Source organism: Methanococcus maripaludis (genome assembly GCF_002945325.1).
Taxonomy (GTDB): Archaea; AGJL01; Methanococci; order Methanococcales; family Methanococcaceae; genus Methanococcus; species Methanococcus maripaludis.
The window spans coordinates 679,285-705,432 of the sequence record NZ_CP026606.1; the positions used below are offsets into that span (position 1 = coordinate 679,285).

The following is a 26,148-nucleotide window of genomic DNA, read 5'->3' on the forward strand; positions in this document are numbered from 1 at the left end:
ACATTTTATTAATAGATTATTAATAGATATTTGTGAAATTCAAAACCGATTTTCAAAAACGATATATAAATTAATATAGATAATATTTATATCTAAGTTAAAACTTTCTAAAAATAAATATTTTCTAAATAGGGGTAAAAATAGATATAAACTGGTGATTTTATGGCAAATGTATTGATAAACGGATACGGCTCTATCGGTAAAAGGGTTGCCGATGCAGTAGCTAAACAGGACGACATGAAAGTTATTGGAGTTACAAAAACGAAACCTGACTTTGAAGCCAGAATGGCTGTTGAAAAGGGATACAAATTATTTGCAGCAATTCCTGAAAGAAAACATCTTTTTGAAGAAGCAGGAATTCCTGTTGAAGGAACACTTGACGATATTATTGAAGATGCAGATATTGTAGTTGACGGAGCCCCTAAAAAAATTGGAAAAGCAAATCTCGAAAACGTATACAAAAAACACGGCGTAAAAGCAATAATCCAAGGTGGAGAAAAAGCAGGCGACGCACAAGACTCATTTAACTCACTATGGAGCTACGAAAGATGCTACGGAAAAGACTACATCAGACTCGTATCATGCAACACCACAGGACTTTGTAGATCAATGTACGCAATTAATTCAGTTGCTGACATTTTAAAAGCAAGAATCGTACTCATAAGAAGAGCTGCTGATCCTAACGACATAAAAACAGGACCAGTAAATGCAATCGTTCCAAATCCAGTATCAGTTCCATCACACCACGGACCAGACGTTGTTTCAGTTATTCCCGAACTCGATGGAAAAATCATGACTTCAGCAGTTATCGTTCCAACAACACTGATGCACATGCACTCAATAATGGTAGAAACTTCAGGTACCACAAGAGACGAAATAATTGATGCACTTGCAAAAACACCAAGAATATTAACCGTGAAAGCTTCAGAAGGATTTGATTCGACTGCAAAAATTATTGAATACGCAAGAGACCTTGGAAGAAGCAGATACGATTTAAACGAAATTGCAGTATGGGAAGAAAGCGTAAACGTTGTAGACAACGAAGTTTACATGATGCAGGCAATACACCAGGAAAGCGATGTTATCCCTGAAAACGTGGACTGTATTAGAGCAATGCTCGAAATGGAAAGCGACAACTTAAAATCAATTGAAAAAACCAATAAAGCAATGGGTTTAATTAAATAACTTATTTAAATCTGCTTTTTTACATATTTTAACACAAATATCAAACTTGAATTTACACGTGATTTTATGAAATACCTAAGAGGGCATTCTTTTGAAGAATTTGTCGAAAAAATAGAGAATTTAGACGCTGAAGAGGATGCAATATATATAAACACAGAACTCTCTAAAAACATCATAATTGAAATTTTGGAGAGCTGTGAGGTTAAAAAAATTATTTTGCCTGAATCTAAATTTAAAAGGACCAATAAAAAAGTACTCGGGGCTTTAAAAGAAATTGGAATTGAAGTAAAATCAATTAAACCAACTACTGGACGACCCACAAGTAAAAAAGAAATTGTGGAGAGATATATTGAAAAAACTCCAAAAGAAATTTCTGAAATTACACAAATTCCAATAAAAACTGTTGAATATCATTATTATAAAATTAAAAAGGCCATTTCACAGTAAATCGAATTAATTAACAATCATATATCATTTCTAATAATATCTATAAATTTCTAAATATTGGTGAAATATTGGTATTCTGCATCAAAGTTAATTTCAAACTGGGCGAAAAAGCACGAAAAATCATGCTTGATAATGATTTACTTAGTAAAAGCTATAAATTAAAAAAAGAAGGGGAATTTTTATACATTCCGTTAACTTCCAGTAATTTCGATAAAAAAATTTTTGAAGATGAAAATATCGATTTTGAACTTTCTAAAATCGACGAAAATGAAATTTCAAAGATAAACTCTGAAAAAAAGACAAGTTTTAAGGATTATCTTTTAAAAAATTTTAAAAATGAAGTTGATGGAAATTTAATCGCTCACGCGTATGACATAATTGGAGATATCGTAATTTTACAGATTTCAGAAGAAATTGCCCCAGAAATTAGGAAAAAAATTGGAGAAAATGCTTTAAAATTAATTCCTTCGGTAAAAGCAGTTTTTAGGCGAGAAAGCGATGTGAAAGGGGATTTCAGGGTTAGGGATCTTGAACATCTCGCAGGCAAAGAAAAAACACTTACATTATACAAAGAAAATGGATACCGGCTTTTAGTTGATGTTGCTAAAGTTTACTTCTCACCAAGGCTCGGGTGGGAGAGAAAAAGAATAATGGACCTTGTAACCATTGATGACATTGTAGTTGACATGTTCTGCGGAGTTGGACCATATTCTATTGCTTGTAAAAATGCGGAAAAAATATATTCAGTCGATATAAACCCGGATGGAATTGAACTTTTAAAACAAAACATCGTGCTAAATAATCTCGAAAATAAAATAGTCCCAATTTTAGAAGATGTAAGAAATGTGGATCTGAAGGGAACCCGCGTTATAATGAATTTGCCAAAATACGCCCATGAATTCGTAGATAAAGCCCTTGAAATCGTTGAAGATGGCGGAACAATTCACTACTACACGGTAGGTGCAGAGTTTGATGAAGGAATTGAACTTTTCAAATCAAAGTGCGATTGTGAAGTTGTTGATAAAAGAATCGTGAAATCATATTCCCCAAGAGAATACGTATTTGTAATTGATTTTAAAATACTAAAAAAGAATTAACTTAAATTTTTAAAAGAAGCTGTCCAAAGTTGCCTGTTTTTTTGGATCTTTTTTCTTTTCTTCTTCTTTTTTATTTACTTTTTCAGAAGGTTGAACGGTTTCTTCGATTACCTCTTTTAAAGGTTCTTTTGGAGTTTCTGAAATTCTAGGACGTTTTGGAATAACGGGCATTACTTCTTTGGGAGTTTCTTTTTTCTTCGGGGTTTCTTTTTTAACTTTTGGTTTTTTACCAGCAATTACTGAAAGTATTTTTTTTGTAATTGTTTTGTTGGTTAAAAACTCCATTTCATCCTTTGTAAGTTCATAATATTCCACAAGTTCTGCAGAAACTTCCGGATTTGATTCAAAAATTACAGTCAAATAATCCACGGTATTTCTTGCTCTTTTTGTTGAAGTATGGGTCTTTAAAGCTATTTTTTTCAAAATATCTTTCATTTTCTGTCTGCTACCCTTAGTCCTGCTTAATTTTGTAAAGATAGCAGGTGGCCCATATCGGGTAAATCCTCGATACTTTTCTTCTTTTGCTAAAGCAGTTCCAGCAGTCATTAAAGCTGAAGCATATCTCCAAAGTCCAAAATACTGTCTTCGGTAAACCCTTCCCAAAAATACATCTGATTTTGAAAGGTAGTCATACCCTTCTGCAAGATCCTTGTATTTTAAATATTCTTTTGGTAAATTTTCAGAAATCCACTCTTCAATGGTTCCGATATCTTCTTTTACATCCCTTGTAGCACTTGTTGCAATGTCGTAGTGGGTTGTTTTCATTATTATTCTCATTGCATCAAAAATACTCTTTTCACTGTCCCTATCGGGAAGTTCTTTTGCATCTTCGATTTCAATCGATCCGCCCGTTGCTAATGACTGTAAATCATTTATTGCAGCCCTTAAATCTCCGCCAGAGTGACTTGCAATCATTTTAATTATTTTTTCATCGATTTCAAAACCTTCTTTTAGTGCAATTCTTCTTAAAACCGGTGGAATCGAGTTTGTGTGAACTGAACCGACATTTATCAAATTTACAGAATTTCTAAGCGTCATTAAAGCAGGTTTGTATACATCGTTTGCAGTTAAAATTACGGGGTTTTCTGCTGTTTTTAAAACTTTTATTATTTCAGCTACCCCTCCTCGGTCATCATTTCCAGAGAGCCCGTCAACCTCATCTAAAACGATTAACGTCCTTCTTCCAGTAAGTGATTTTGAAGTTGCCGCAGTTCCAACAACTTGTGAAATTACATCCTTATTTCGCTTGTCACTCGCGTTAAGTTCGATTACATCAAAAGCATAATCGTTTGCAATCGCGTAAGCTAAAGTAGTTTTACCCGATCCAGGAGGCCCTGCTAAAAGTATTGGTTTTTGATTTTGACCGCCTATAATAGATTCTATCCATTCAACAAGTGTTTGTTTAGTTTTATTGTGCCCTGCGACATCATTTAATGATTTTGGCCTGTATTTTTCAACCCACTCTTCCATTTAAACACCTAACTTTTTTGCAAGTTCGATATGATTTTTACTGCCGACTTTTTTAATAATTTTCATTAATCTAGTCATTTCTTCTTTCATTTCTTCTTTTGAAATCATATTTTTCCGGGAATATAAAACTGCCATTTCAACAACAGCACCATCTGCACGGTTATAAGCAGAAATATTACAATTTAATATTTTTTCAAAAATAGGTTTTCCTTCGACAATCATGAGTTTAGAACTTCCAAATTCATTTTTTGTTTCCACGATTTTTCGGTTTTTGATTTCAATTAATTCTATTTTGTAAGAATCCCTTAAATATGGAATTTTTGTTCCGTCATTATCTAAATATTCGTAATCTCCAGCATCATCGAGAACGGATTTTGCAATTAAATAAGGACTGCAAGTATTTAGAATATAGAACTCATCTTTTTGTAAATTTTCAAAAGTGTGTGAACCATCATACAAATGCAAAGTTACGAAATCACCTTTAAAAAAAGCTCCAATTGGCGCCTGATTAGAATTTCCCGAAGTTATAACGACTTCATACTTCATAGATACCCACTGTAATCATTCAAACATACTATTTTCAACTATAATATTATATTACTACATTGATTTTATATGTTAGTATCACTTATTAAATTTAAAAGGTTCAACTACTCATTTAATTCTTTTGGTGACATTATGCGATGTTCTGCAGTTTCTTTAGGGTCAGGAACAATAATTAATGCAATTGCAACAGGTTTTGGCTCTGCTTTCGGTGTTGATTTGAAAATAAAAGCTGATGTTGAGTTAATAGATAATGGGAAAAAAATTATAAACGGAATTTCAATAGATAACCCTACTTTAAAACCCAGTCTTGTAGAAAGATGCGTTAAAAACGTATTTGACCACTTTGAAGTTGATTATTCTGCAAAAATTTCAACAATTGGGGATATACCGATAAAATCAGGCCTAAGCAGCAGCAGTGCAGCTTCAAATGCGGCAGTTTTAGCAACAATCGGCGCACTTGGTGAAAAAGTAGATCCTGATTTGGTTTTGGATCTTGCAATAAAATCATCTTTTGAAGAAAATTTAACTGTTACTGGGGCATATGATGATGCTACTGCATCTTATTTTGGTGGAATTACCGTATGTAATAATATGGAAAGAAAAATACTGAAAAAAGATAAATTTAAAGAAGATATAAAAGTTATTGTATTAATGCCCGAATTTAAAAAGAATGTTGATGTAAACAGAATGAAATTGATTAAAGATTACGTTGATATGGCTTTTGAAAAGTGTATGAATGGAGATTACTATAAAGCACTGTTTTTAAATGGATTACTTTATTCTTCTGCATTAAATTTTCCATCAAACATTTCTGTTGATGCTTTAGAAGCTGGTGCAGTTACTGCGGGGCTTTCAGGAACCGGTCCTTCTTATGTTGCTCTCTGCTACCCTGAAGATGAAAAAAACGTTGAAAATGCACTCAAAAAATATGGGGAAACCACAATTACAAAACCTAGTAATGACGGAGCTAAAATACTTTATTAACTAATTAACTGGTGAAAATATGGTCGATAAAATATATGGAATAGGTGTTGGTCCAGGGGATACAGATTTATTAACTTTAAAAGCGGTAAATGTAATTCAAAATGCAGATACCATATTTGTTCCAATTTCAAAGGAAGGAAAAGCTTCTGTTGCATATGACATTATAAAAACTATAATTCCAGAAAACAAAAAAGTGGTAGAACTTTTGTTTCCAATGAGTAAAGATGTTGAATTTTTACAAAAACACTGGAATAATGCCGCAGAAAAAGTAATGAAAGAAAATGGAACTGTTGCAGTTGTAACGATTGGGGATGCAACACTTTACAGTACTTTTTCATATGTTTGGCATATATTCACTGAAAATAAAATTGATGTAGAAATTATAAACGGAATTTCATCACCATTTGCCGCTGCAGGCGTTTTAAATATCCCTCTAGTTGAAGGGGATGAAAAATTAGCAATTTTACCACAAGGAAAAGATTTAGAAAGATATTTAGAAGAATTCGATACTTTAATTGTGATGAAAACTAACGATTTGGAAGAAAAATTGAAAAATTTAAAAGATAAAAAAGATAACTATTTAGTTGGTGTTGTAAACCGAGTTACATCGAATACTCAAAAAACTGCGTTAGGAAAAATCGATGAAATTGATTTTGAACCGTTTAAAGATTATTTATCCTTAGCAATTATTAAAAAATTGAAATAAGTTTCATTAATTTATACATCGATACTTTTTTATTTAATTTGCTCGAATATTAGCTTAATCGTTAATGGTGGTAAGATATGATAAGTGATAACGTCAAAAAGGGAGTTATAAGAACTCCAAACCGGGCTCTTTTAAAAGCTTGCGGATATACAGACGAAGACATGGAAAAACCATTTATTGGAATTGTAAACAGCTTTACAGAAGTTGTTCCTGGCCACATTCACTTAAGAACATTATCGGAAGCGGCCAAACATGGTGTTTATGCAAACGGTGGAACGCCATTTGAATTTAATACCATTGGAATTTGCGACGGTATTGCAATGGGCCACGAAGGTATGAAATACTCTTTACCTTCAAGAGAAATTATTGCAGACGCTGTTGAATCAATGGCAAGAGCACATGGATTTGATGGTCTTGTTTTAATTCCTACGTGTGATAAAATCGTTCCTGGAATGATAATGGGTGCCATACGACTAAACATTCCATTTATTGTAGTTACTGGAGGACCAATGCTTCCGGGAGAATTCCAAGGTAAAAAATACGAACTTATCAGCCTTTTTGAAGGTGTCGGAGAATACCAAGTTGGAAAAATTACTGAAGAAGAATTAAAGTGCATTGAAGACTGTGCATGTTCAGGTGCTGGAAGTTGTGCAGGGCTTTACACTGCAAACAGTATGGCCTGCCTTACAGAAGCTTTGGGACTCTCTCTTCCAATGTGTGCAACAACGCATGCAGTTGATGCTCAAAAGGTTAGGCTTGCTAAAAAAAGTGGCTCAAAAATTGTTGATATGGTAAAAGAAGACTTAAAACCAACAGACATATTAACAAAAGAAGCTTTTGAAAACGCTATTTTGGTCGATCTTGCACTTGGTGGATCAACAAACACAACATTACACATTCCTGCAATTGCAAATGAAATTGAAAATAAATTCATAACTCTCGATGACTTTGACAGGTTAAGCAATGAAGTTCCGCATATTGCATCAATCAAACCGGGTGGAGAACACTACATGATTGATTTACATAATGCTGGAGGTATTCCTGCGGTATTGAATGTGTTAAAAGAAAAAATTAGAGATACAAAAACGGTTGACGGAAGAAGCCTATTAGAAATTGCAGAATCTGTTAAATACATAAATTACGACGTTATAAGAAAAGTAGAAGCTCCAGTTCACGAAACTGCTGGTTTAAGAGTTTTAAAAGGAAATCTTGCTCCAAACGGTTGCGTTGTAAAAATTGGTGCAGTAAATCCAAAAATGTACAAACACGATGGACCTGCAAAAGTTTACAATTCCGAAGATGAAGCAATTTCTGCGATACTTGGTGGAAAAATTGTAGAAGGCGACGTTATAGTCATCAGATACGAAGGACCATCAGGAGGTCCAGGAATGAGAGAAATGCTCTCCCCAACTTCAGCAATCTGCGGAATGGGTCTTGATGACAGTGTTGCATTGATTACTGATGGAAGATTCAGCGGAGGAAGTAGAGGCCCATGTATCGGACACGTTTCTCCAGAAGCAGCAGCTGGTGGAGTAATTGCTGCAATTGAAAATGGAGATATTATCAAAATTGACATGATTGAAAAAGAAATAAATGTTGATTTAGATGAATCAGTCATTAAAGAAAGACTCTCAAAACTGGGAGAATTTGGGCCTAAAATCAAAAAAGGCTATTTATCAAGATACTCAAAACTAGTCTCGTCTGCTGATGAAGGGGCAGTTTTAAAATAATTAAAAAATAACTAAAATACTTTTTTTTAAATTTTAGATTTTACATTTCAATTTTAAAAAATGATTAAAAAAATAGTAATTCATGGAAAAATTATTCCATGTCTCCTCTTTCTCTTATTTCGTCGAGTTTGCATTCGCATCCTTCGTCCATTTCGAGGAATCTGTCTTTTAACTGAGCTAAAACTTTTGGAACTGACGTGTATTCCATCATTGATTCAGGTAATCTGTGTGGCATGAATGGACCCATTGATCTCATCATTTCAGCCATGTCGAGTGCTTTTTCTCTTGCTTTATCGAATGATTTGTCTGCGAAGAGGTCGTTTGGTCCAACTAATCTTCCTTTTGATAACTGGAATCCTAAAGCCATAACTCTTGCAGGACCGTCAAATCTTGCAGGCATTGCATCTTCTTCGGCAACAGGCATGATAGGTCCAAAGTGGCATCCTCTCATCCATCCTGCAACGAGGTGTGGGTTTGCAAATCCTTCTAAAACCTCCCCTACTGCAGGGAATCCACTTTGAGCTCTTACAATTGCTACTGGATCGTCTTTTCCAACGTATTCTCCAGCAATCATGTTTAATTTTTCTGATGAACATACTGCTGCAATTTCGTTGTCTTTTCTTCTGTAAACTCTTTTTACAGCGTATTTTTCAGTGTTTCCGATTAATGCGAGTAATGAGTACATTTCTTCTGGAGCATCTAAAAATACTCTTTTGTGTGCAAAAACATCTAAGATTTCGTATCTGAATCCTGATGTCATTGAAGGATCATATACTAATCCTGCAGTGCTGAATGGGTCTGCAAACATTTTATAGAATGGTAAATTGAATGCTGCAGGGTCTGTTTTGTCACAGCAGAAAACTACAACTGGTTCACTTGGTCTTTCAACAAATTCCATTTCTGCGCAGCCTGGACCGAGTCCTTTAACGTTTCCGGAAAATGAGTTTGAAAGTAAGTCTTGTCCTGCACCGTATAATTTTAACTCTTTTGCAACTTCTGTTGCTGCTTCAAGAGCGTCCCATGCAAGTTTGTGTACTTCTTCGTTGTCTGTTCCCTTATCGTGGGTCATGATCATGTCGATATCGTCACCACAGTTTGTAACATAATAATCAATTAATGTTTCATCGAGCGCATTTTCGAGAACATACTCTGCAGCGTCTAATAATTCTTCTGGAGCTAATGTGTGTCCACAAAGCCCTCCAACATCTGCCTTAATAACACTTAAGGTTACTTTTTCTTCCATACTTTTCCACCTTCATCATGTTTCGGATAAATCAAATCTACCTTAGTTCTATATTGTCATTAGAAAATATTTATGTTTTGCCAAATTTCGAAAAACAGTATTTTCAAAAAAATCCAATATACCTATTGATTTAAGTTTTATATATTTATCTAAAATCCGAGATGTTAAATAAATAACATATTAATGATTACTTTATTTTAAAAATAAAACAGTTTTAACTTCTTTTTTTATTATTAATCATTTTAATCTATTTTACGACACCACTAACACGATATCGAAATATTTATATTATATACTGGTTAAATTTTTAAAGTCACAACTTTTAAAGGAAAAATTAGTAATTTTAAAATCTATTAGAGGGAATTTTTTGAATAATAAACATTTTTTAATGGGAAATGAAGCGATTGCATACGGAGCAATTGCTGCAGGATTACAGTTTGGTGCAGGTTATCCAGGAACCCCTTCAACGGAAGTCATGGAAACACTAATTAAAAATGCGAAAAAATATAATTATTACGTTGAATGGTCTACAAATGAAAAAGTTGCACTCGAAACTGCAATTGGGGCCTCATTTTCAGGTGCAAGTTCCATTGTAACTATGAAACAGGTGGGATTAAATGTTGCATCCGACCCGTTGATGAGTTTAACGTATCTTGGAATAAAAGGGCCGTTAGTCCTCCTCGTAACCGATGATCCAGGACCCCATTCCTCCCAGACTGAACAGGATACGCGATCTTTTGGATTATTTTCAAATATTCCGGTACTTGACCCATCAAACTCACAGGAAGCCTACGAAATGACAAAATATGCTTTTGAAATTTCAAAAAGTTATGAAACCCCGGTAATTCTTCGAACTACAACGAGAGTTTCACACAGGTGCGATGATGTAGTACTTGAAGAAATAAAACCATCAAACGAAAATATAGAAGGATTCTCAAAAAGTTCCAGATGGGCAATATTTCCAAAATTAACTGCAAAAAGACATCCAATTTTAGAAAAATTACAAAAAACACTATCTAATGAATTTTCGGATTCAGAATTTAATTTTAAAACCGGAACTGGAAAAATTGGGATAATAACTTCTGGAGCGTCATACCACTACGTAAACGAAACTATTTCAAATAATAAAGAATTATTTTCAGTTTTAAAAATTGGAACTCCACATCCATTTCCCGAAAATAAATTACTCGAATTTACAAACGAAGTTGATTCAATAATCGTAGTTGAAGAACTCGATTCATATTTAGAAGACCAATTACTACAATTACTTGGAAAAATAGGAATTTCAAAGCCAGTTTATGGAAAGAAAAATAATATTTTTCCCTGCTGTGGAGAATACAGCGTAGATATTGTAAAAATTGGAATTAACAAAGTATTGGATAGTTTAAAACTTCAGAAACTCGAAATTTCCGAAAAATTAATCGATAAAACTGATATAATTTCACTTCCGGTAAGACCGCCAAATTTATGTGCTGGATGCATGCACAGAACGGTATTCTACGCATTTAAGGAAGTTTCAAAGGAATTAAAAAAACATAACATTCAAACAATATTTTCAGGAGATATCGGGTGCTACACATTAGGAAATGCTCCCCCATTAGAATTAATCGATACTTGTCTCTGCATGGGTGCAGGAATTAGTATTGCCGGAGGAATTTCGAGAACTACTAAAAATTCAAAGAATGTGGCATTTATTGGGGATTCTACATTTTTCCATTCGGGAATTCCTGCAGTAATTAATGCAGTCTACAATAATGCAGACGTTACAATCGCAGTATTGGATAACCGGACTACTGCAATGACTGGACACCAACCACATCCTGGAACTGGAAAAACTGCGCTTGGGAACCTTACAAAATTAATCGATATTGAGGGAATTTTGAAAAGTTGCGGAGTTGAATTTGTAAAAACGGTCTCTGCAGATGATTTTTCTGCATGTAAAGAAATTTCAAAAGAAGCTATTGATTATAATGGCCCTTCTGCAGTTGTTTTTAGAGGAAATTGTGTTTCAATCGTTAAATCCGATAAAAAATATGCCATTGATAAAAATAAATGTATAAGCTGTAAAATCTGCGTTGAAAGACTTGGATGCCCTGCAATAACTATGACTGGTGAAATTCCAGAAATTATGGAAAACTGTACAGGTTGTGGACTTTGTAAAGCCGTCTGTCCTGCTGATGCAGTAATTGAGGTGACCAAACAATGAACTTCAGTGTAATAATTTGTGGAGTTGGCGGACAGGGTGTTGTTTTAGCATCTCGTCTCCTTGCAATAACTGCAATGAATTCAGGTTTTCACGTAAATACTGCAGAAACGCTTGGAATGTCGCAGAGAGAAGGATCAGTAGTAAGCCACCTGCAGTTTGGTGAAACCATAAAATCTTCATTAATCCCAGAAGGCGGTGCGGACTTGATAATAGGCCTTGAATTATCTGAAGTTGCACGAAATTTACATTTTCTTAAAAAAAATGGTAAAATAATCACAAATTGCAAAATGATTCTTCCAAGTGCAAGATCTTCAAATGAAACATATGATTCAGAACAAATTATAAATTTTATTAATAAATACGTTAAATCAACAATTTGTATCGATTTCTCAAAAATTGCTAAACTCGCAGGAAATCCAAAATCAATGAATGTTTCAGTTCTCAGTGCTGCATTTTATACTGGATTTCTGCCTTTAGATTATAATGACTTTTTAAAAACTATCGAATCAGAAATTCCTGAAAAATATAGGGATATCAATTTAAATGCTGCCAAATTATCCGCAGAAACAATTATGCTGGAGGGCAATAATGAATAATAAACAACTGGAAACGTATGCATTGGTTAAAAAATTACTCCGACACGTTTCAGAGGGTAGTGACTTTTACAAAAACAAATTTTCAAAAACGGGTATAAATATTGATGAAATTAGTTCGCTTGAAGATTTTAAAAAAATTCCGTTCACTGAAAAAGAAGAATTAAGAAATGCATACCCTTTAGGCCTTCAGGCAGTTCCTGATGAAAAAATTGTCAGGATACACTCGTCATCCGGAACAACGGGAAGTCCTGTAATCATACCCTACACCCAAAAAGACGTGGATACGTGGTCAGAAATGATGATGAGATGCTACCAAATGGCGGGCGTTACAAATAAAGATAGAATACAGATCACTCCAGGATACGGATTATGGACAGCAGGGATAGGATTTCAGTTAGGTGCCGAACGTTTGGGTGCAATGGCAATACCAATGGGTCCAGGAAATACTGAAAAACAGCTTCAAATGATGGTGGATTTAAAATCTACCGTTTTAACATCTACTTCGTCTTATGCATTATTACTCGCAGAAGAAATACGGAAAAAAGGAATTCATGATAAAATTCACTTAAAAATAGGTGTAATCGGCTCTGAGAGATGGAGCGAAAAGATGAGAAATAGGATCGAAAGCGAACTTGGGATAAAAAGCTTTGATATTTACGGATTAACTGAAATATATGGGCCAGGAATTGCACTCGACTGCGAATACCACGAAGGAATGCACTACTGGTCTGATCATTTATTATTTGAAATCATCGATCCAGTTACTGGTGAAAATTTACCTGATGGAGAACTTGGAGAACTTGTAATTACAACACTTACAAAAGAAGGAGCCCCGCTTATAAGATACAGGACAAGGGATTTAACGAGAATTATTCCTGAAAAATGTAAATGCGGAAGTGAATATCCCAGAATCGATAGAATTCTTGGAAGGGCTGATGATAGAATCAAAATAAAAGGGGTAAATATATATCCGGGACAGATTGAAGATTTAATACATAAATTAAATGGTGTAAGTAGCGAATACCAGATTATCCTCAGCAGATTCGAAGGTAGAGATTCTATGCTATTTAGGGTAGAAGTTGATGTTTCAGAAAAAGATTTTGAAGAAACAAAACTTGCAATCATAAAAGCATTTAAAACATACATAGGAATTTCACCCGACGTTGAATGTTTAAAAGTTGGAGAACTTCCAAGAAGCGAAAAAAAGAGTAGAAGAGTCTTTGACAATAGGGATTAATTTTTTATTTTTATTTTAAAATTTTGTTTTGAAGAATTTGCATATTACAATAAGTCAGGAAGCCTGTAAACTCCAAAAGCCAATAAAAAAACAGCGATAACAAAAAATACCATCCATAAATAGTAAGATTCTAGCTTAGCGTGTTTTGACATTAGTTTTTTTATTAAACTCATATATATCACGTAGGTAAGTATTATTTCTGAGAAACCTAGTTTTTAAAAATATATATACTTTTGCAGAAAGTGGGACACAGTTCACAAAAATAATCGAAATTAAAAAAATGATATATTTAAAAGAATGACATTAATACATTTACAACTGAGACTTTTATAGAATTTACAATTCCTACTCCTTCCATCCTTATTTTATCTGCCTTTAAAGCACTTTGAGCAGAACTTACAGGATCATCAGAGTCCAAAATTTCCCGAACTGTGATTTCATCCGTATACATATTCATCGTTGCATTTTCCAAACTTCCTTTTTCAAAACTTGTAATAATTCCATTTTCAACAATTATGGAAACCTGTAAATCGCTTTCATTGGTTTTTATATTTAAATTTATTCTTTCATTTTTTGCAATATTTGTTGCAAACGGAATTTTGTCGAGATCTTCTGAATGATTCATTGCAATTGCTTTCATTTCAGAAAAAAGGTCAGTGATTTCTGATAAATTTATTATTTCCCCCGATACTGATGTTAAAACCAGTGAAAAAACCAATAATAACATAAAAGCTGTTTTCTTCATAAAAATCCCTATTTTTCTAAACTTTCCAAAAATAGTGCAATCTTTTTTACAACTACTTTTGCATCTTCATCATTTTCAGGATATTCAATATTTAAAACGGGCATTTCTTTTCTTCGAATGAGATATTTAGTAAGTTCATTTGTCCTTTCACACCCTACGCATCCAAATCCGATTGGCGCATGAACCATTACTATTGCCGCTTCCGCTTCATCAATTAAGGGGCCAATTAAAGACATTCTACCACGAACACCTGATGGAACCTCAATAGCCGCATATTTAAGGCCTTTTTTAGGGTCTTCATCAGTTATATTTAATGGTGGCGTGTCAATTTCGAGGTTTCTTACTTTATCCCCGATTGCATTATTGATCATTAATGGCTTGTGACCAAATCTCTCCACCAGATCTGCCAAAATAAGGCTATTTGATGGGAATATGAATACTTTTTTCAATATATCACCAGAATTGATAGTTATCTTGGAAAAGCTTCGTCAGGCAAAAATTTCGCCAGATCTTTTCTTCGAGTTATTGAATGAATTTCTTCAAATATTCCTGCAGTTAAATCTACAATACCTACTGCACCAGTAATTTCATCTTCTTCTTTTACTGGAACAACCACAACAGGCACTCCTGCGTATGGGCCACAAATAGGGGTTACCCTTAAAATTTCCCCGCAGTCTAAAACCTGCTTTAAAACATATCCTTCGTAATTGTCGTCTAATAATTTTCCTTTTTCAATCCTAACTCCCGGTTTATCCCTAGAACGCATTGTCACTGGCGATTTATTAACCAATATGTGTATAGCATAAGCCAGTGGAAATATGTCCTTAGAACTGGTGCCCTTCAAATCAAGCATGCTCTCACCACCTATTTAAGAACATATGTATCTCAAAGTATTAATATTTTTTAATCAATCTTGAAGTTCGACCAATTTATCATAAAACCGATTTAATGATTTTCTCGCATGTTTTAATTTTAAATTCCCTTCATCAAGCAATATATCCAAATATTCGCGATTAACCACCATTTTTCCATCGTATGCAATTGGAGCATCCATTTTAGCGGTCGTCATAATTTCTACAATGTATCTTTTACTTGAAATCGATTTTATTGAAGAAGCTTTTAGACCGTTGTGGTATGCAAGTTCTAAAAGCTTTTTACTGGTGTCCGCATTTCTTGATGCAACGTGTAAAATTGGAGAATTTAAAACAAATGAAATTTTTTCAAAATTTTCAGATTTTTTTAAAAGTGCTTCATCAATTTCATCGTAATTGGCATAATGGTGCCATTTTCCAAGCCATCTTGAGTTTATTTTTGGATTTTTATCCTTTGGAAACTCAATTATTCCACATCTCCCAATACAGCTACTTGTAGTGTAGTAATCTTTAAATTCATTTATTTTATCTACCAAATACATAACTTCAAGGTCCACAAAATCATTATCAAGTGCTTCTTGGAGTTTTTTTAGAGTAAATTCTTTATCATCATTAAACATATTTTCACTCGTTTTTAGAATAAGTTAAGTTTCAAAAAATAATATAAAAACATTAACCTAAAAGTAATGACTTAAAAATTCGAGTAAAATTATTAAAAAAAGTAAAATCAAAAAATAGAGAAATTAAAAGTTAATTGTTTTATCTGCTTCTTTTACGAAAGCTATTAAATCGTGCATTGTTCCAAAAGCAATTCCGTCAAGAAGTTCTTCTTCAGAAATTCCTCTTGCTTTTCCGCATGGACCGCATGCTTTTACTACTGCTCCTGCTTCAATTGCGTTTTCTAAAAGTTCTGAATATTTAGGAACTCCTGCTGGGTTTTGGTCTTTTTTACCAACATAAACCCCATCTTCGAGTAAAAATATATTAACGTCAATTCCCTCTAAAAGGGCAGTTAGTGCAAATCTTAAAGCAGAGTAAGCTCTTTCTTTTCCGTAAGGTGCATCTCCTATTATAACTGTAAATTTCAAAATTTCACCTTATTTTTTTATAACTATTTTGAATCCGTCTGAACTTTCTTCAGTGGATAGTACTTCATGACCTTTATCTTCCACGAATCTTACGATATTTTGAAGAGCTGGCTTGTAATCTCCAGTAACGGTTAATTCATCTCCAGAAGTTAATGAATCTAATGCTTTTTTTGTTTTTAAAACAGGCATAGGGCATACTGTTCCTGTAACGTCAAGTTCCATAATAAAACCTCCCGATATATATTAGATATACTAATATCTTTTAAAACATTGATTTATTTTTTACCAAAGCGCTAATCTGCTACAATTTATATTTTTAGGCAGATTATATAAATATATTTATTAATTATTCTAATAAAGCTTAAAATATTCTGAAAATTAATATTCCAAGAGTTCAAAGTACTCATAATCAATGATGTTATCTTTTACCATCCACAATTCACGATATTTTCTTGAAAGTTCGATTAATTTCTTTAAAATATCTTTATCAGTTTTTCCCCGCTCAAAAAGCTCGTCAACTATTAAAAATAATATTTCTTCAAGTTTTTTTCGCTCCTGAATGTATTTTATCACTTCAGGAATTATTAAAATAAGTTCTTCATTTCCAGCATTCTTTAAAAATTGATTCCTCAAAAACGAAGTGAAAGTAAATACATTTTTCTTTTCTATTTTTGTAAGTTCTAACATGTTTTTTGCAGTATCAAGAAGGTTTTTATCAGTTTTTATAAATTCATCCCATAAATTGTGTTTTTCGACAATACTTTCAAAAATTTTTAAAATTTCCAATTTATCAAGTTTTGAAAAATTTAAGAATAATTCATCCCCATCAACATATTTTCCAGATTTATAAGACTCTAAAAGAGCATATGCGTGTTTACAGTTGTATTGATAAGGACAAGTACAAATTCCGGTTTTTGTTTTTAAATCCACCTTTGTTATATATTTATTCCCCCCATAAACCGTTCCATGAAGGGTATTCCCTCGTTTTACACAGTATTTTACCATGTTTTTTAAAAAATATTCGCGTCCCCTTTCTCGAACCATTTCATCATATATGTCGTCATTCATGTTATCACGGAATCTAGCAATGTTAAATATATTCAAATTCAAATTTATATGTGTATTTGGTGGAGGGAAAATATGAATCTTGAAAAAGAAGTTTCGATAGTCCTCGGCGGCGCTGCAGGACAGGGGATACAGACAATTGAAGAATCCCTTACAAAAATATTGAAATTATCAGGATACAATGTATTTGCTACAAAAGAATACATGTCAAGAGTTAGGGGCGGAATAAACACTACTGAAATTGTAATATCCTCGGAAAAACAGCGTTCTTTTTTAAAAAGAATAGATTTGCTGGTAACATTTAAAAAAGGTGTTTTAAACCACCTCAAAGATAGAATTTCTGAAAATACAATTATTTTAGGGGAAAAAGAAAATATTGACGAAGAATTTATAAATAATAAAAATATTATTGATATTCCAATCCAAGAAATAAGTAAAAACATTGGAAACGTTTTGTTTTCAAATACGGTAGGTTCAGGAATAATACTTGGAATTTTTGATTGCGATTTAGAGCTTTTTAATAAATATCTCGAAGATAAATTTTCTAAAAAGGGAAAAGAAATCGTAGATAAAAATATAGAAGCTGCAGAAAAAGGATATGAACTTGGAAAAAAAATATTAAAAGATTTAGATTTAAGCTTAAATATAAAAAAAAATGAAAAAATTAATAATGAAATTATTTTAAGCGGTACAGAAGCTGTTGCACTTGGAGCTGCAAAAGCAGGTTGTAATTTTGTATCATTTTACCCGATGACTCCTTCAACAGGAGTTTCCACATTTCTTGCGACTCATTCAAAAGACCTCGGAATTATTGTAGAACAGGTTGAGGATGAAATTTCTGCAATAAATATGGCTATTGGTGCAGGATATGCGGGAGCTAGAAGCCTTGTTACTACATCGGGGGGCGGATTTTCGTTAATGTGTGAAGCGGTAAGCCTTTCGGGAATGACTGAAACTCCAGTTGTGATATATCTTGCACAAAGACCGGGGCCCTCAACTGGGCTTCCAACAAGAACTGCACAGGGGGATTTAGAACTAGCACTTTATTCTGGGCATGGAGAATTTCCTAAAATTATATATGCGCCGGGAAAAATTGAAGAAGCTCATAAAATAAGTCAGATTGCATTTAACATGGCGGATAAATATCAAGTTCCGGTTTTTGTATTATCTGACGAATATTTGGCGGACACGTATTACAATCTGTCAGATAATGAACTTGAAACCCTAAAAAAGGAAAATAACGTTGTAAAAACCAGCTTAGATTATAAAAGATATGAACTTAATGAAAATATCGTTTCAAAACGAGGAATTCCGGAATATGGGGAAGGAATTGTACTTGCGTGTGGAAACGAACATGATGAATTTGGAGATATTACAGAAGATATCGATTTAATAAACAAAATGACTGAAAAAAGGAATAAAAAGTTAGATTTAATTAAAAAAGAAGCGATTGAACCCGAATTCATTGGAAATGAAACTTACAAAAACCTGATTGTTTCGTGGGGCTCAACATTTTACCTGATAAAAGATGCACTTGAAAAATTAAATCTGAAAGATACTGCATTTTTACACTTCAACCAGGTTTATCCTATCTCAGATTCTGCTGAAAAATACCTGAAAAATGCCGAAAAAGTAATAAATATTGAATTAAATTATACCGGACAGCTTGGAAAGCTTTTAAAACGGGAATTTGGAATTGAAATGAATGATAGTATTTTAAAATACGATGGAAGGGTTTTTGCAGTTGAAGAAATTATCGAAAAAATCGAAAAAGTTTTGAGGGAGTGAAATTTATGGAAAACAGTTTATTTCAAAGAACCGAAAAACTAGATATTTCGTGGTGCCCCGGGTGTGGTAACTTTGCAATAAAAGCTTCACTTTCAAATGCCCTGACTGAATTAAATTTAAAACCTGAAAATGTTGCAATTATTTCAGGAATTGGACAGGCTGGAAAGATGCCCCACTACATAAAAGTAAATGGATTTCACACGCTTCATGGAAGGGCGATACCTGCTGCAACTGCCGTAAAAGCTACAAATCCAAATCTTACAGTAATTGCGGAAGGCGGTGATGGTGACATGTATGCGGAAGGCGGAAATCACCTCATTCACGCGATAAGGAGGAACCCAAATATCACGGTTCTAATACACAATAACCAGATATATGGCCTTACAAAAGGACAGGCTTCCCCAACAACGCTGATTTCTACAAAAACACCAACTCAACCTTGGGGAGTATTTGAGGAACCGCTAAATCCAATAGCACTTGCAATATCACTAAATGCATCTTTTGTTGCCCGTACATTTTCGGGAAACCTTGAAAAAACCAAAGAAATAATAATTAAAGCAATAAATCATAAGGGTTTATCGATAGTAGATATATTCCATCCATGTCCTTCGTTTAACAAATTAAATACTCTTCAATGGTACAAAGAAAATACTTATTTCTTAGAAGACCACGACGTAACTAATAGAAAAAAAGCATTTGAAAAATCCCTTGAAACTGAAAAATATCCGCTTGGAATATTTTATACCTGTGAAAAACCAGTATTTGAAGAAGTTGTTCCACCATACATTTCAGAAAAAACCCCAATCTGGAAAAGAGAACCAAATCTAGAAAAAATTGAAGAAATAATAAATTTAAAAAGAAGCTGATAAAACTCAACTATTTAATTAAATATTAAAAAATTTTGTGAAAATTATGAGAAACTTGGAAAAAATAAATGAACTTTTAGAAATATTTGGACATTTTGATGTAAATTTTGCTAAATACATGGAAGAAAAAATTGACACACAATATTTCGTTCTTGAAAATTTAAAAAACTCCATGAAAAACGATGAAATGTTTATAAAACTCGTAATTTTAAATTCGATTGTAAGCTACCAGTTATGTACTACTGGAGAGCTCTGGTGGGAAGAATTTTCAAAATACTGGTCAAAACATGATGCAAATAATGAAAATTTAGGGGAAAGTTACGTTAATTTCCTTGAAAATTCGAAAGGAAATAAGCGACTTTTAAATGTAAAGATAAAAAGAATTGAAAGGATTATTCCGTTTCTTGAAAACCTGAATCTTTTGGATTTTAAGAATTATTATTTAGATATGGAAAAATTGCTTGAAAATCTTTCAAAATACCTAAATTCTAAAAAAAATTCAAAAACAGTTGTTTTTGCAGTTAAAATGTTTGGATATGCTTCAAGAATTGTATTTAACGAATTTTTTCCATATCCAATGAATATTGAAATTCCAAAAGATTCAAGAATTGAAAAGTACACGCTTAAATTTACTGATGAAAACCCGATAAAATTTTGGAATGAAGTTTCTAAAACCGCAAAAATTCCGCCATTACATATAGATTCAATAATATGGCCAGTTCTTGGAAGAAATTTTGATTTTAAGTCTTGCGAGAATAAACTTGATGAAAATTTTAGATATTTACTTAAATTAACAGAACTATAAAATATTCGTAAAATTATATAAATTATTAATTCCAAATTAAACCTATTGAAAGGGAGGTAATCATTATGTCAGTTTGGAAATGCACAATATGCGGATATGTATATGATGAAGAAAAAGAAGGAAAAAAATTCTCAGAATTACCTGATGATTGGGCATGCCCAATTTGCGGTGCTAAAAAATCCGCATTCGTTGAACAAAAATAAAAAATAAAAAATAAAAAAAATTAAGCTTTATTACTTTTTTTAACATATTTTATGTATTTTGCAGCATCTTTTATTCGTGCCTGAAGGTGCGGTACATCCATTATTTCAAATTTATTGTACTTATCATGCATGTGAAATCTCAATGAAATCATCGACATCGTGTGTGCAATATCCTCATCGTCGAGATTCATCGAAACCACGTCAATCCTGCTTAATAATTCACAGACAAGACTTTTTGCCAGATCTAAATCTTCATCGTCGAGATTCATTGAATAAATATCTAGTTCGTCCATTATTTCATGAACTGGTTTGTCAGGATTTTCCAGAAGTGATTTTACGATATTATTCGAAAGTTCTTTTAATTTAATTTCTTTTTTCATTTTGTACACCAAAACAAGGGAACTTCGGGTTTTTGCAGGTTAATTATTTGGTTATATATTAAAATCCTTTCATCACTTTGAAGTAACAGAATATCAATCTTTGCATTTGAAATCATCCAAATTTCAACAAATAACATTATTTAAAAGATACTATATAAACGTTAAAATAAAAACTAATTGAATAAGTATAAAAAAGAATTATTCTTCGTCGTCAAATTCAATCGTCGCATTTACTATGTTAAATTCTTTCCCGCCTTTCAATTTAATGTTTCTTGATTCACATTTTGGACATACTACTTCAAGTTCGTCTTTAGTATCTAAATTTCCCTCGAATTCACAGTCATTGCAGAAAATTTTTGGTTTTACCATTTCTGCTTTTAATTCTGCACCTTTACAGATAGTATCTTCTGAAATAACCTCAAAAACAAACTGTAATTGATCCAGACTTATTAATGTGAGGTCCCCAATTTCAAGATTTATATCATTTACTTTTATTACTTTTCTACCGAGTTCTTCCTGCTGTTTTACCGCATCAAGAATCGCGTTTAGTACTGACGTTGCATATGAGAGTTCGTGCATTAAAAAACACCTCTTTTATCAAGCCTTTCCAAAACCCTTTCTTTTACTTTTTCTTCTTTTCCGCTTGGAACAAAAATTTTGAAATTTACCACGATTCTTACGGTATCGTCCCCATCAAAAAGTTTGCATTCTTCAAGATATGCTTTCTGTTTATCGAATCTTAAATAAAGTTTATTTTTCTCGATCCTGCTATCAAGTTCCTTTTTTAATCGGTTTACATTTCTTTCGTCGCTTTTTATCAAATCAATAATATAATTAAATACCAATTTTGCTTTTTTTCCAGAAATTTTAACGGTGTGGATTTCAATAGGATTTCCAAAATTTCCTTCTGTTTCTACAGTCTCGGTTTCTAAATCGTCTTCTTCAATTATTTCAGGTAAAAAGAAAACTATTGAATCGAGAACTTTTTCTTCGTCTTCGGTTGCGTTTGCAATCGTTGATATTGTGATGTTATTTACCATTTTCATAAACACCTTTATAGGTTAAATCCGGATAAGTCGACAGTTACCATTAATATATAAACGAATTATATTAAAAATATACCGCAGGTGTTAAAATTACCAGAACAGAAATAATTTAATAAAAAACTAAATATTGCAAAAAATAATCAAAAGACTAGAAATTTAACAGTTTCGCAACTTTAAGAGTTTTTAATAACATTTAATCTAAAAATTTACAAAATAAAGAATTTATGCGAAAAATACTTTTTTAAAAATTAATTTAATCTTCACTTTTTAACTTTTTAATGTGATACTTACGCCTCCCTCCAAGAATAAGTGAAATAATTTCATCTTTTCTAAATAGCACCATTATTCCAACTAAAAAAGTGAGTATTGCTCCAAAAAATAGGCCCAAAGTACAGTGCCCTGCCCCAAATAAACACAAAATCGCCGGAATCGCTATAATAATACATGATATGAAAAGACTATCTAAAAGAATTTTTTTAAATTGTTTTTCATCTTGATTCATGCTAATCCCCCACCTAAAAAAATTCAAAATATTTAAATTACACGTAAATCCCCGACATATTAAATTATGTTTTTAATGACTATTTAATTATTATTCTTGGAAATTAAAAAAAGTTATTATATACTAACCTTTCACGTTAAACACTATTTCATGCGAAAATGCTCCAAAACGTTATATTGAATTAAAATCCATGCTGTCCCAAATATAACGTCATATGCCGTTTTGATCGTAAACTATTAGTACTGAGTCAAATAATAGGATAAAACGGAACTTCGGTTCCTATGAGTTGTTATTATGGGGATTTTAACTAACTCGAGGATAGAATTAAAGGAATAAATAAGTATACAATAGATATACTAGATCCCATATTCCTTATTCAAAACTTTTAACTTATTTTTTGTATCAAAATATATTTTTGTTAATAAAAAAATCATTTTTTTAAAAAATTTGGGTAGATTACTACTTTTTAATCAAATTTCAATTATGATCTATTTTAAAATTTATTAAACGCAAATAATCTAAAAAAATATTAATAGGCCTGATAAAAAAAGCGGTCCTGTTTTAGTGATGATTGGGGATTTAACCGTATCAAGGATTTCATAACAATAGATACCTTAATAACTAAAACAGGACCAATTTTAAATAATATTCTATTTTATAAATACATTTCGAAAATCGAAACGATATCTACTGTTAAATGCACAACAGAACTATAAAATTGACTACTTTGTGGATAGGGGGCCACAAAATTCATAATACTTTAAAAAAAGTATATACCATATATTAAATTAATTAATGGGTATCCTATAAATTTTAACTATTATTTCTAAAATAAAATATCAAAAGTACGTGCTGTTTTAAAATACAGGCTTTCAAAAAAGTAAAAATTAATTGTCGTATAAAAATCGAGTAAAATAAAAACTAAAAAAGTTAATTAAAAGAATTAAAATAAAGGAAAGTTAATTATTTCGTTTTTTTGCCGTTAGCTCTGACACCAGGTCTTGCTTTTTCAGCACCTTTTCCTTTGTACATTAATCCTCTTCCTTTTTTACCAGCTGAGGTTAAACCTCTGTTTGCTCTTCCTTTGTGGTTTCCGGTGGAGAGCCAGCTGTAGGATTTGTCGTTTTTGATTGATGGGTGGCATGGATCAACTAAGATTATTTCATACCATTTTTGTTTTCCATCTTGTCCTACCCAGTAGGAGTTTAATACTTCCATGTTAGGGTATCTTTTAGCTGCTCTTTCTTCAGCAATTCTTTGAATGGATTTTGCCATTGTAATTTTGTTGATACCTAATGTTGCAGGTTTTTTGGAGTGTTTTGGTCTTGGTTTTCTTAAACCTCCTCTTCTAACACTAACTCTTACAACAACAATTCCTTGTTTTGCTTTGTATCCTAAGTTTCTAGCCCTATCAATTCTTGTAGGTCTTTCAATTCTTAATACTGAAGGTTCTTTTCTCCAGTCTTGCATTCTTGACCATTGTAACTCTTTAACGTATGAGTTAGCAGGTACTTTCCATGCTTCTTTCACGTAGTTGTACATACTCATAGTATCACTTGTTTCGTCGATTCTGTTTATGGGTTCAGCTTAATGCTACATGCCCTACGGGAATTCACCCGTCACTAAACTACTAGTATAACCTAGTCTTAACATCATGTATCGTGACAACTATATTAATTTAACGGCAAGTATATAAACAATGGACTAGAAAACAAGTTTAGAACTTGTACACTTTTTTACAACTATTAGTTTCTAATTTAAATTTGGTGAAAACATGGTCGACTACTTCGATTACAGCAGTTTATTGACAAGAGCGCGAGAACAACTTCCAGAAGAAGTTTTCAAAGACGTAAGGTTTGAAATTCCATCCGCAGACAGTTTTGTAGAAGGAAACAGGACAATCATTAAAAACTTCAAAGATATTGCAAAATTCATGGAAAGAGATCCACAAGAATTTGCAAAATACGTAATGAAAGAACTCGGTACCGCAGGAGACATGGAAGGTGTTAGATTAATCTTGCAGGGTAAATTTGGATGGAGAATGGTAAATGAAAAAATCCAAAACTACGTAAACGAATACGTACTCTGTCCAGAATGTGGAAAACCGGACACAAAAATCGTAAAAGAAGGAAGAATACACTTCTTGAAATGTACCGCTTGTGGTGCAATGAAACCAGTTAAGACTTTATAAGTACTCTTTTTCTTCTTTTTTTACTTAATTAATAAATTTTACATTTTTGGTGATATTATGAAAGGATTCTGCTACCGATGCGGTCATGAAGGCGAACTTCTTGATGGACTCTGCAAAATCTGCTACACCCACATGAATCCGCTTATTAAAGTCGATAACGAGGTCCACGTCGAAGTATGCCACATGTGTGGATCATACAAACGAAAACTTTGGCAAGACCCTCAAAAAAGGGAAACATACGAAATAATGGAAGAAATTGCTTATTTTGGAGTTAAAGATAATTTAAAAAAGGCCAATAAGAGCATCGATGTAGAAATAATGCCGCAAGAGCCACGCCAACTTCCAGGGGGAAAAAGGTCCCGTGTAGAAATCCCCACCGTTGTTTTTGCAAAAGGAAGGCTTGTTGGTGAAGATAACGATAGAGAAGAAGAAAGACACATTACAGTTTATCTTGACATGGTGCAGTGCCCAAGATGTTCAAGATGCATGTCAAACTACTATGAAGGGACACTCCAAGTTAGGGCAATGAACCGGTTTTTAAATGATAAAGAAAGGATAGAACTGGATGACTTCGTTAGAGATGAAGCTGGAAAACGACTTAATAAAGATAGGATGGCATTTATCTCAAAATATATTCCACAAAAAGAAGGATTAGACTATCAGATGGGTTCAATGGGCGCTATAAGAAATATTGCATCAGCGATAAAAGCAAAATACGGCGGAAAGTCGATTGAAACTGCAAAACTCGTTGGAGTAGATAAAGATACTGGAAAAGACATGTATCGAATCACAGTTGCTGTTAGGATTCCAGAATTTAAAATTGGAGATATTTTAGAATATAATGAAAAAATTTACGTTGTTTCCTCATTGAATGAAGCTAGAGTTTATTTAGAACCTGTAGAACTTGGGGATAAAATTGCACTTGTCTGGAACGAAATCGATAAATCTGCAAAATTAATTAAAAAAGGAGAAGATTGTGAAACTGCAACAGTTATTTCAATTACGCCTGATACGATAACAGCAATGGATGATTCAAATTACGAGATTTACGAGTATAATAATTCGATTGAAAATGTAAAAGAAGGAAATAAAATAAGAATATTTAAAAACGAAGAAATTAACAGGATCTTAGAAATTATAGAATAACTAA

At 32.7% G+C, this 26,148-nt stretch carries 30 protein-coding genes; 15 read left to right on the forward strand and 15 right to left on the reverse strand.

Features of this window, described 5'->3' with window-relative positions:
- Window positions 1–162 precede the first annotated feature (162 nt).
- The 3 genes from MMJJ_RS03640 (at window position 163) to trm5b (ending at window position 2,729) form a co-directional block, all read left to right on the forward strand.
- On the forward strand, window positions 163–1,185 hold the full coding sequence (locus MMJJ_RS03640) for a type II glyceraldehyde-3-phosphate dehydrogenase (RefSeq protein ID WP_104837728.1): 1,023 nt from the start codon (window positions 163–165) through the stop codon (window positions 1,183–1,185).
- Between the two features lie 66 nt (window positions 1,186–1,251).
- Window positions 1,252–1,632, forward strand: coding sequence for a hypothetical protein (locus tag MMJJ_RS03645; RefSeq protein ID WP_104837729.1), 381 nt, complete (start codon window positions 1,252–1,254; stop codon window positions 1,630–1,632).
- 68 nt (window positions 1,633–1,700) lie between these two features.
- A complete protein-coding gene (gene trm5b / locus MMJJ_RS03650) occupies window positions 1,701–2,729 on the forward strand; it encodes a tRNA (guanine(37)-N1)-methyltransferase Trm5b (protein WP_104837730.1) in 1,029 nt (342 codons plus the stop codon).
- Window positions 2,730–2,738: 9 nt separating this feature from the next.
- Here the strand turns inward: trm5b and MMJJ_RS03655 are convergent, their stop codons facing one another.
- Both MMJJ_RS03655 and MMJJ_RS03660 read right to left on the reverse strand, forming a co-directional pair.
- Window positions 2,739–4,199 carry a replication factor C large subunit gene (locus MMJJ_RS03655; protein ID WP_104837731.1) on the reverse strand — a complete coding sequence of 487 codons (1,461 nt, stop codon included), beginning with the start codon at window positions 4,197–4,199 and terminating at the stop codon, window positions 2,739–2,741.
- Window positions 4,200–4,745, reverse strand: a complete 546-nt coding sequence (locus tag MMJJ_RS03660) for a DUF447 domain-containing protein (protein ID WP_104837732.1) — start codon at window positions 4,743–4,745, stop codon at window positions 4,200–4,202.
- Between the two features lie 132 nt (window positions 4,746–4,877).
- Between MMJJ_RS03660 and MMJJ_RS03665 the strand changes: the two genes are divergently transcribed.
- The 3 genes from MMJJ_RS03665 (at window position 4,878) to ilvD (ending at window position 8,165) form a co-directional block, all read left to right on the forward strand.
- On the forward strand, window positions 4,878–5,729 hold the full coding sequence (locus tag MMJJ_RS03665) for a shikimate kinase (protein ID WP_104837733.1): 852 nt from the start codon (window positions 4,878–4,880) through the stop codon (window positions 5,727–5,729).
- 19 nt (window positions 5,730–5,748) lie between these two features.
- Window positions 5,749–6,435 (forward strand): precorrin-2 C(20)-methyltransferase, encoded by a 687-nt coding sequence (cobI, locus tag MMJJ_RS03670; RefSeq protein WP_104837734.1) that lies wholly within the window; start codon window positions 5,749–5,751, stop codon window positions 6,433–6,435.
- Between the two features lie 77 nt (window positions 6,436–6,512).
- Window positions 6,513–8,165: a dihydroxy-acid dehydratase gene (gene ilvD, locus MMJJ_RS03675; RefSeq protein WP_104837735.1), complete on the forward strand. Its 1,653-nt coding sequence runs from the start codon at window positions 6,513–6,515 to the stop codon at window positions 8,163–8,165.
- Between the two features lie 91 nt (window positions 8,166–8,256).
- On the opposite strand, the gene fbp is transcribed toward ilvD, so the two are convergent.
- Entirely contained in the window at window positions 8,257–9,408 is a 1,152-nt protein-coding gene (fbp, locus tag MMJJ_RS03680; RefSeq protein ID WP_013998745.1) for a fructose-1,6-bisphosphate aldolase/phosphatase, read from the reverse strand.
- 367 nt (window positions 9,409–9,775) lie between these two features.
- Between fbp and iorA the strand changes: the two genes are divergently transcribed.
- Genes iorA through MMJJ_RS03695 form a run of 3 tightly spaced genes read left to right on the forward strand, consistent with a single transcriptional unit; the run spans window position 9,776 to window position 13,447 of the window.
- On the forward strand, window positions 9,776–11,614 hold the full coding sequence (gene iorA / locus MMJJ_RS03685; protein ID WP_104837736.1) for an indolepyruvate ferredoxin oxidoreductase subunit alpha: 1,839 nt from the start codon (window positions 9,776–9,778) through the stop codon (window positions 11,612–11,614).
- Window positions 11,611–12,210, forward strand: a complete 600-nt coding sequence (locus MMJJ_RS03690) for an indolepyruvate oxidoreductase subunit beta (protein ID WP_104837737.1) — start codon at window positions 11,611–11,613, stop codon at window positions 12,208–12,210. The genes iorA and MMJJ_RS03690 overlap by 4 nt, the downstream gene beginning before the upstream one ends.
- Window positions 12,203–13,447 (forward strand): phenylacetate--CoA ligase family protein, encoded by a 1,245-nt coding sequence (locus MMJJ_RS03695; protein WP_104837738.1) that lies wholly within the window; start codon window positions 12,203–12,205, stop codon window positions 13,445–13,447. Before MMJJ_RS03690 ends, MMJJ_RS03695 begins: the two co-directional genes overlap by 8 nt.
- Before the next feature lie 289 nt (window positions 13,448–13,736).
- Here the strand turns inward: MMJJ_RS03695 and MMJJ_RS03700 are convergent, their stop codons facing one another.
- The 7 genes from MMJJ_RS03700 to MMJJ_RS03730 form a co-directional block, all read right to left on the reverse strand.
- Entirely contained in the window at window positions 13,737–14,192 is a 456-nt protein-coding gene (locus MMJJ_RS03700; protein WP_104837739.1) for a hypothetical protein, read from the reverse strand.
- Between the two features lie 8 nt (window positions 14,193–14,200).
- Entirely contained in the window at window positions 14,201–14,641 is a 441-nt protein-coding gene (locus MMJJ_RS03705; RefSeq protein ID WP_011170256.1) for a methanogenesis marker 5 protein, read from the reverse strand.
- Window positions 14,642–14,661: 20 nt separating this feature from the next.
- Entirely contained in the window at window positions 14,662–15,045 is a 384-nt protein-coding gene (locus MMJJ_RS03710; protein WP_104837740.1) for a DUF2111 domain-containing protein, read from the reverse strand.
- Window positions 15,046–15,099: 54 nt separating this feature from the next.
- Window positions 15,100–15,684 carry a tRNA(Phe) 7-((3-amino-3-carboxypropyl)-4-demethylwyosine(37)-N(4))-methyltransferase Taw3 gene (taw3, locus tag MMJJ_RS03715; RefSeq protein WP_104837741.1) on the reverse strand — a complete coding sequence of 195 codons (585 nt, stop codon included), beginning with the start codon at window positions 15,682–15,684 and terminating at the stop codon, window positions 15,100–15,102.
- 123 nt (window positions 15,685–15,807) lie between these two features.
- Window positions 15,808–16,152 (reverse strand): DsrE/DsrF/TusD sulfur relay family protein, encoded by a 345-nt coding sequence (locus MMJJ_RS03720; RefSeq protein ID WP_011170253.1) that lies wholly within the window; start codon window positions 16,150–16,152, stop codon window positions 15,808–15,810.
- A gap of 9 nt (window positions 16,153–16,161) precedes the next feature.
- Window positions 16,162–16,374: a sulfurtransferase TusA family protein gene (locus tag MMJJ_RS03725; protein ID WP_011170252.1), complete on the reverse strand. Its 213-nt coding sequence runs from the start codon at window positions 16,372–16,374 to the stop codon at window positions 16,162–16,164.
- A 156-nt stretch (window positions 16,375–16,530) separates the two neighbouring features.
- Window positions 16,531–17,220 (reverse strand): SWIM zinc finger family protein, encoded by a 690-nt coding sequence (locus tag MMJJ_RS03730; protein ID WP_104837742.1) that lies wholly within the window; start codon window positions 17,218–17,220, stop codon window positions 16,531–16,533.
- Window positions 17,221–17,292: 72 nt separating this feature from the next.
- Between MMJJ_RS03730 and MMJJ_RS03735 the strand changes: the two genes are divergently transcribed.
- From MMJJ_RS03735 to MMJJ_RS03750, 4 genes are all read left to right on the forward strand, one after another.
- Complete coding sequence (locus MMJJ_RS03735; RefSeq protein ID WP_104837743.1) at window positions 17,293–19,005, forward strand: 2-oxoacid:acceptor oxidoreductase subunit alpha; 1,713 nt, start codon at window positions 17,293–17,295, stop codon at window positions 19,003–19,005.
- A gap of 5 nt (window positions 19,006–19,010) precedes the next feature.
- The gene (locus tag MMJJ_RS03740; protein ID WP_104837744.1) at window positions 19,011–19,871 is read left to right on the forward strand and encodes a thiamine pyrophosphate-dependent enzyme; all 861 of its coding nucleotides are present in this window, start codon (window positions 19,011–19,013) and stop codon (window positions 19,869–19,871) included.
- Between the two features lie 46 nt (window positions 19,872–19,917).
- Entirely contained in the window at window positions 19,918–20,676 is a 759-nt protein-coding gene (locus MMJJ_RS03745; protein WP_104837745.1) for an N-glycosylase/DNA lyase, read from the forward strand.
- A 65-nt stretch (window positions 20,677–20,741) separates the two neighbouring features.
- Window positions 20,742–20,879: a rubredoxin gene (locus tag MMJJ_RS03750; RefSeq protein ID WP_011170247.1), complete on the forward strand. Its 138-nt coding sequence runs from the start codon at window positions 20,742–20,744 to the stop codon at window positions 20,877–20,879.
- Between the two features lie 20 nt (window positions 20,880–20,899).
- Here MMJJ_RS03750 and MMJJ_RS03755 read toward each other — a convergent pair whose 3' ends face one another.
- The 5 genes from MMJJ_RS03755 to MMJJ_RS03775 form a co-directional block, all read right to left on the reverse strand.
- Window positions 20,900–21,259, reverse strand: coding sequence for a hypothetical protein (locus tag MMJJ_RS03755; protein ID WP_011170246.1), 360 nt, complete (start codon window positions 21,257–21,259; stop codon window positions 20,900–20,902).
- Window positions 21,260–21,457: 198 nt separating this feature from the next.
- The gene (hypA, locus tag MMJJ_RS03760; RefSeq protein ID WP_011170245.1) at window positions 21,458–21,838 is read right to left on the reverse strand and encodes a hydrogenase maturation nickel metallochaperone HypA; all 381 of its coding nucleotides are present in this window, start codon (window positions 21,836–21,838) and stop codon (window positions 21,458–21,460) included.
- The gene (locus tag MMJJ_RS03765) at window positions 21,838–22,299 is read right to left on the reverse strand and encodes an RNA-binding domain-containing protein (RefSeq protein ID WP_104837746.1); all 462 of its coding nucleotides are present in this window, start codon (window positions 22,297–22,299) and stop codon (window positions 21,838–21,840) included. Before MMJJ_RS03765 ends, hypA begins: the two co-directional genes overlap by 1 nt.
- Window positions 22,300–22,558: 259 nt before the next feature.
- Window positions 22,559–22,807, reverse strand: a complete 249-nt coding sequence (locus MMJJ_RS03770) for a hypothetical protein (protein WP_104837747.1) — start codon at window positions 22,805–22,807, stop codon at window positions 22,559–22,561.
- A 963-nt stretch (window positions 22,808–23,770) separates the two neighbouring features.
- Complete coding sequence (locus MMJJ_RS03775; RefSeq protein ID WP_104837748.1) at window positions 23,771–24,355, reverse strand: 50S ribosomal protein L15e; 585 nt, start codon at window positions 24,353–24,355, stop codon at window positions 23,771–23,773.
- A 226-nt stretch (window positions 24,356–24,581) separates the two neighbouring features.
- Here MMJJ_RS03775 and MMJJ_RS03780 point away from each other — a divergent pair, with 226 nt between their 5' ends.
- Window positions 24,582–24,998 carry a translation initiation factor IF-2 subunit beta gene (locus MMJJ_RS03780; RefSeq protein WP_011170241.1) on the forward strand — a complete coding sequence of 139 codons (417 nt, stop codon included), beginning with the start codon at window positions 24,582–24,584 and terminating at the stop codon, window positions 24,996–24,998.
- Window positions 24,999–25,055: 57 nt separating this feature from the next.
- Window positions 25,056–26,144: a 60S ribosomal export protein NMD3 gene (locus tag MMJJ_RS03785; RefSeq protein WP_104837749.1), complete on the forward strand. Its 1,089-nt coding sequence runs from the start codon at window positions 25,056–25,058 to the stop codon at window positions 26,142–26,144.
- Window positions 26,145–26,148: the final 4 nt, after the last annotated feature.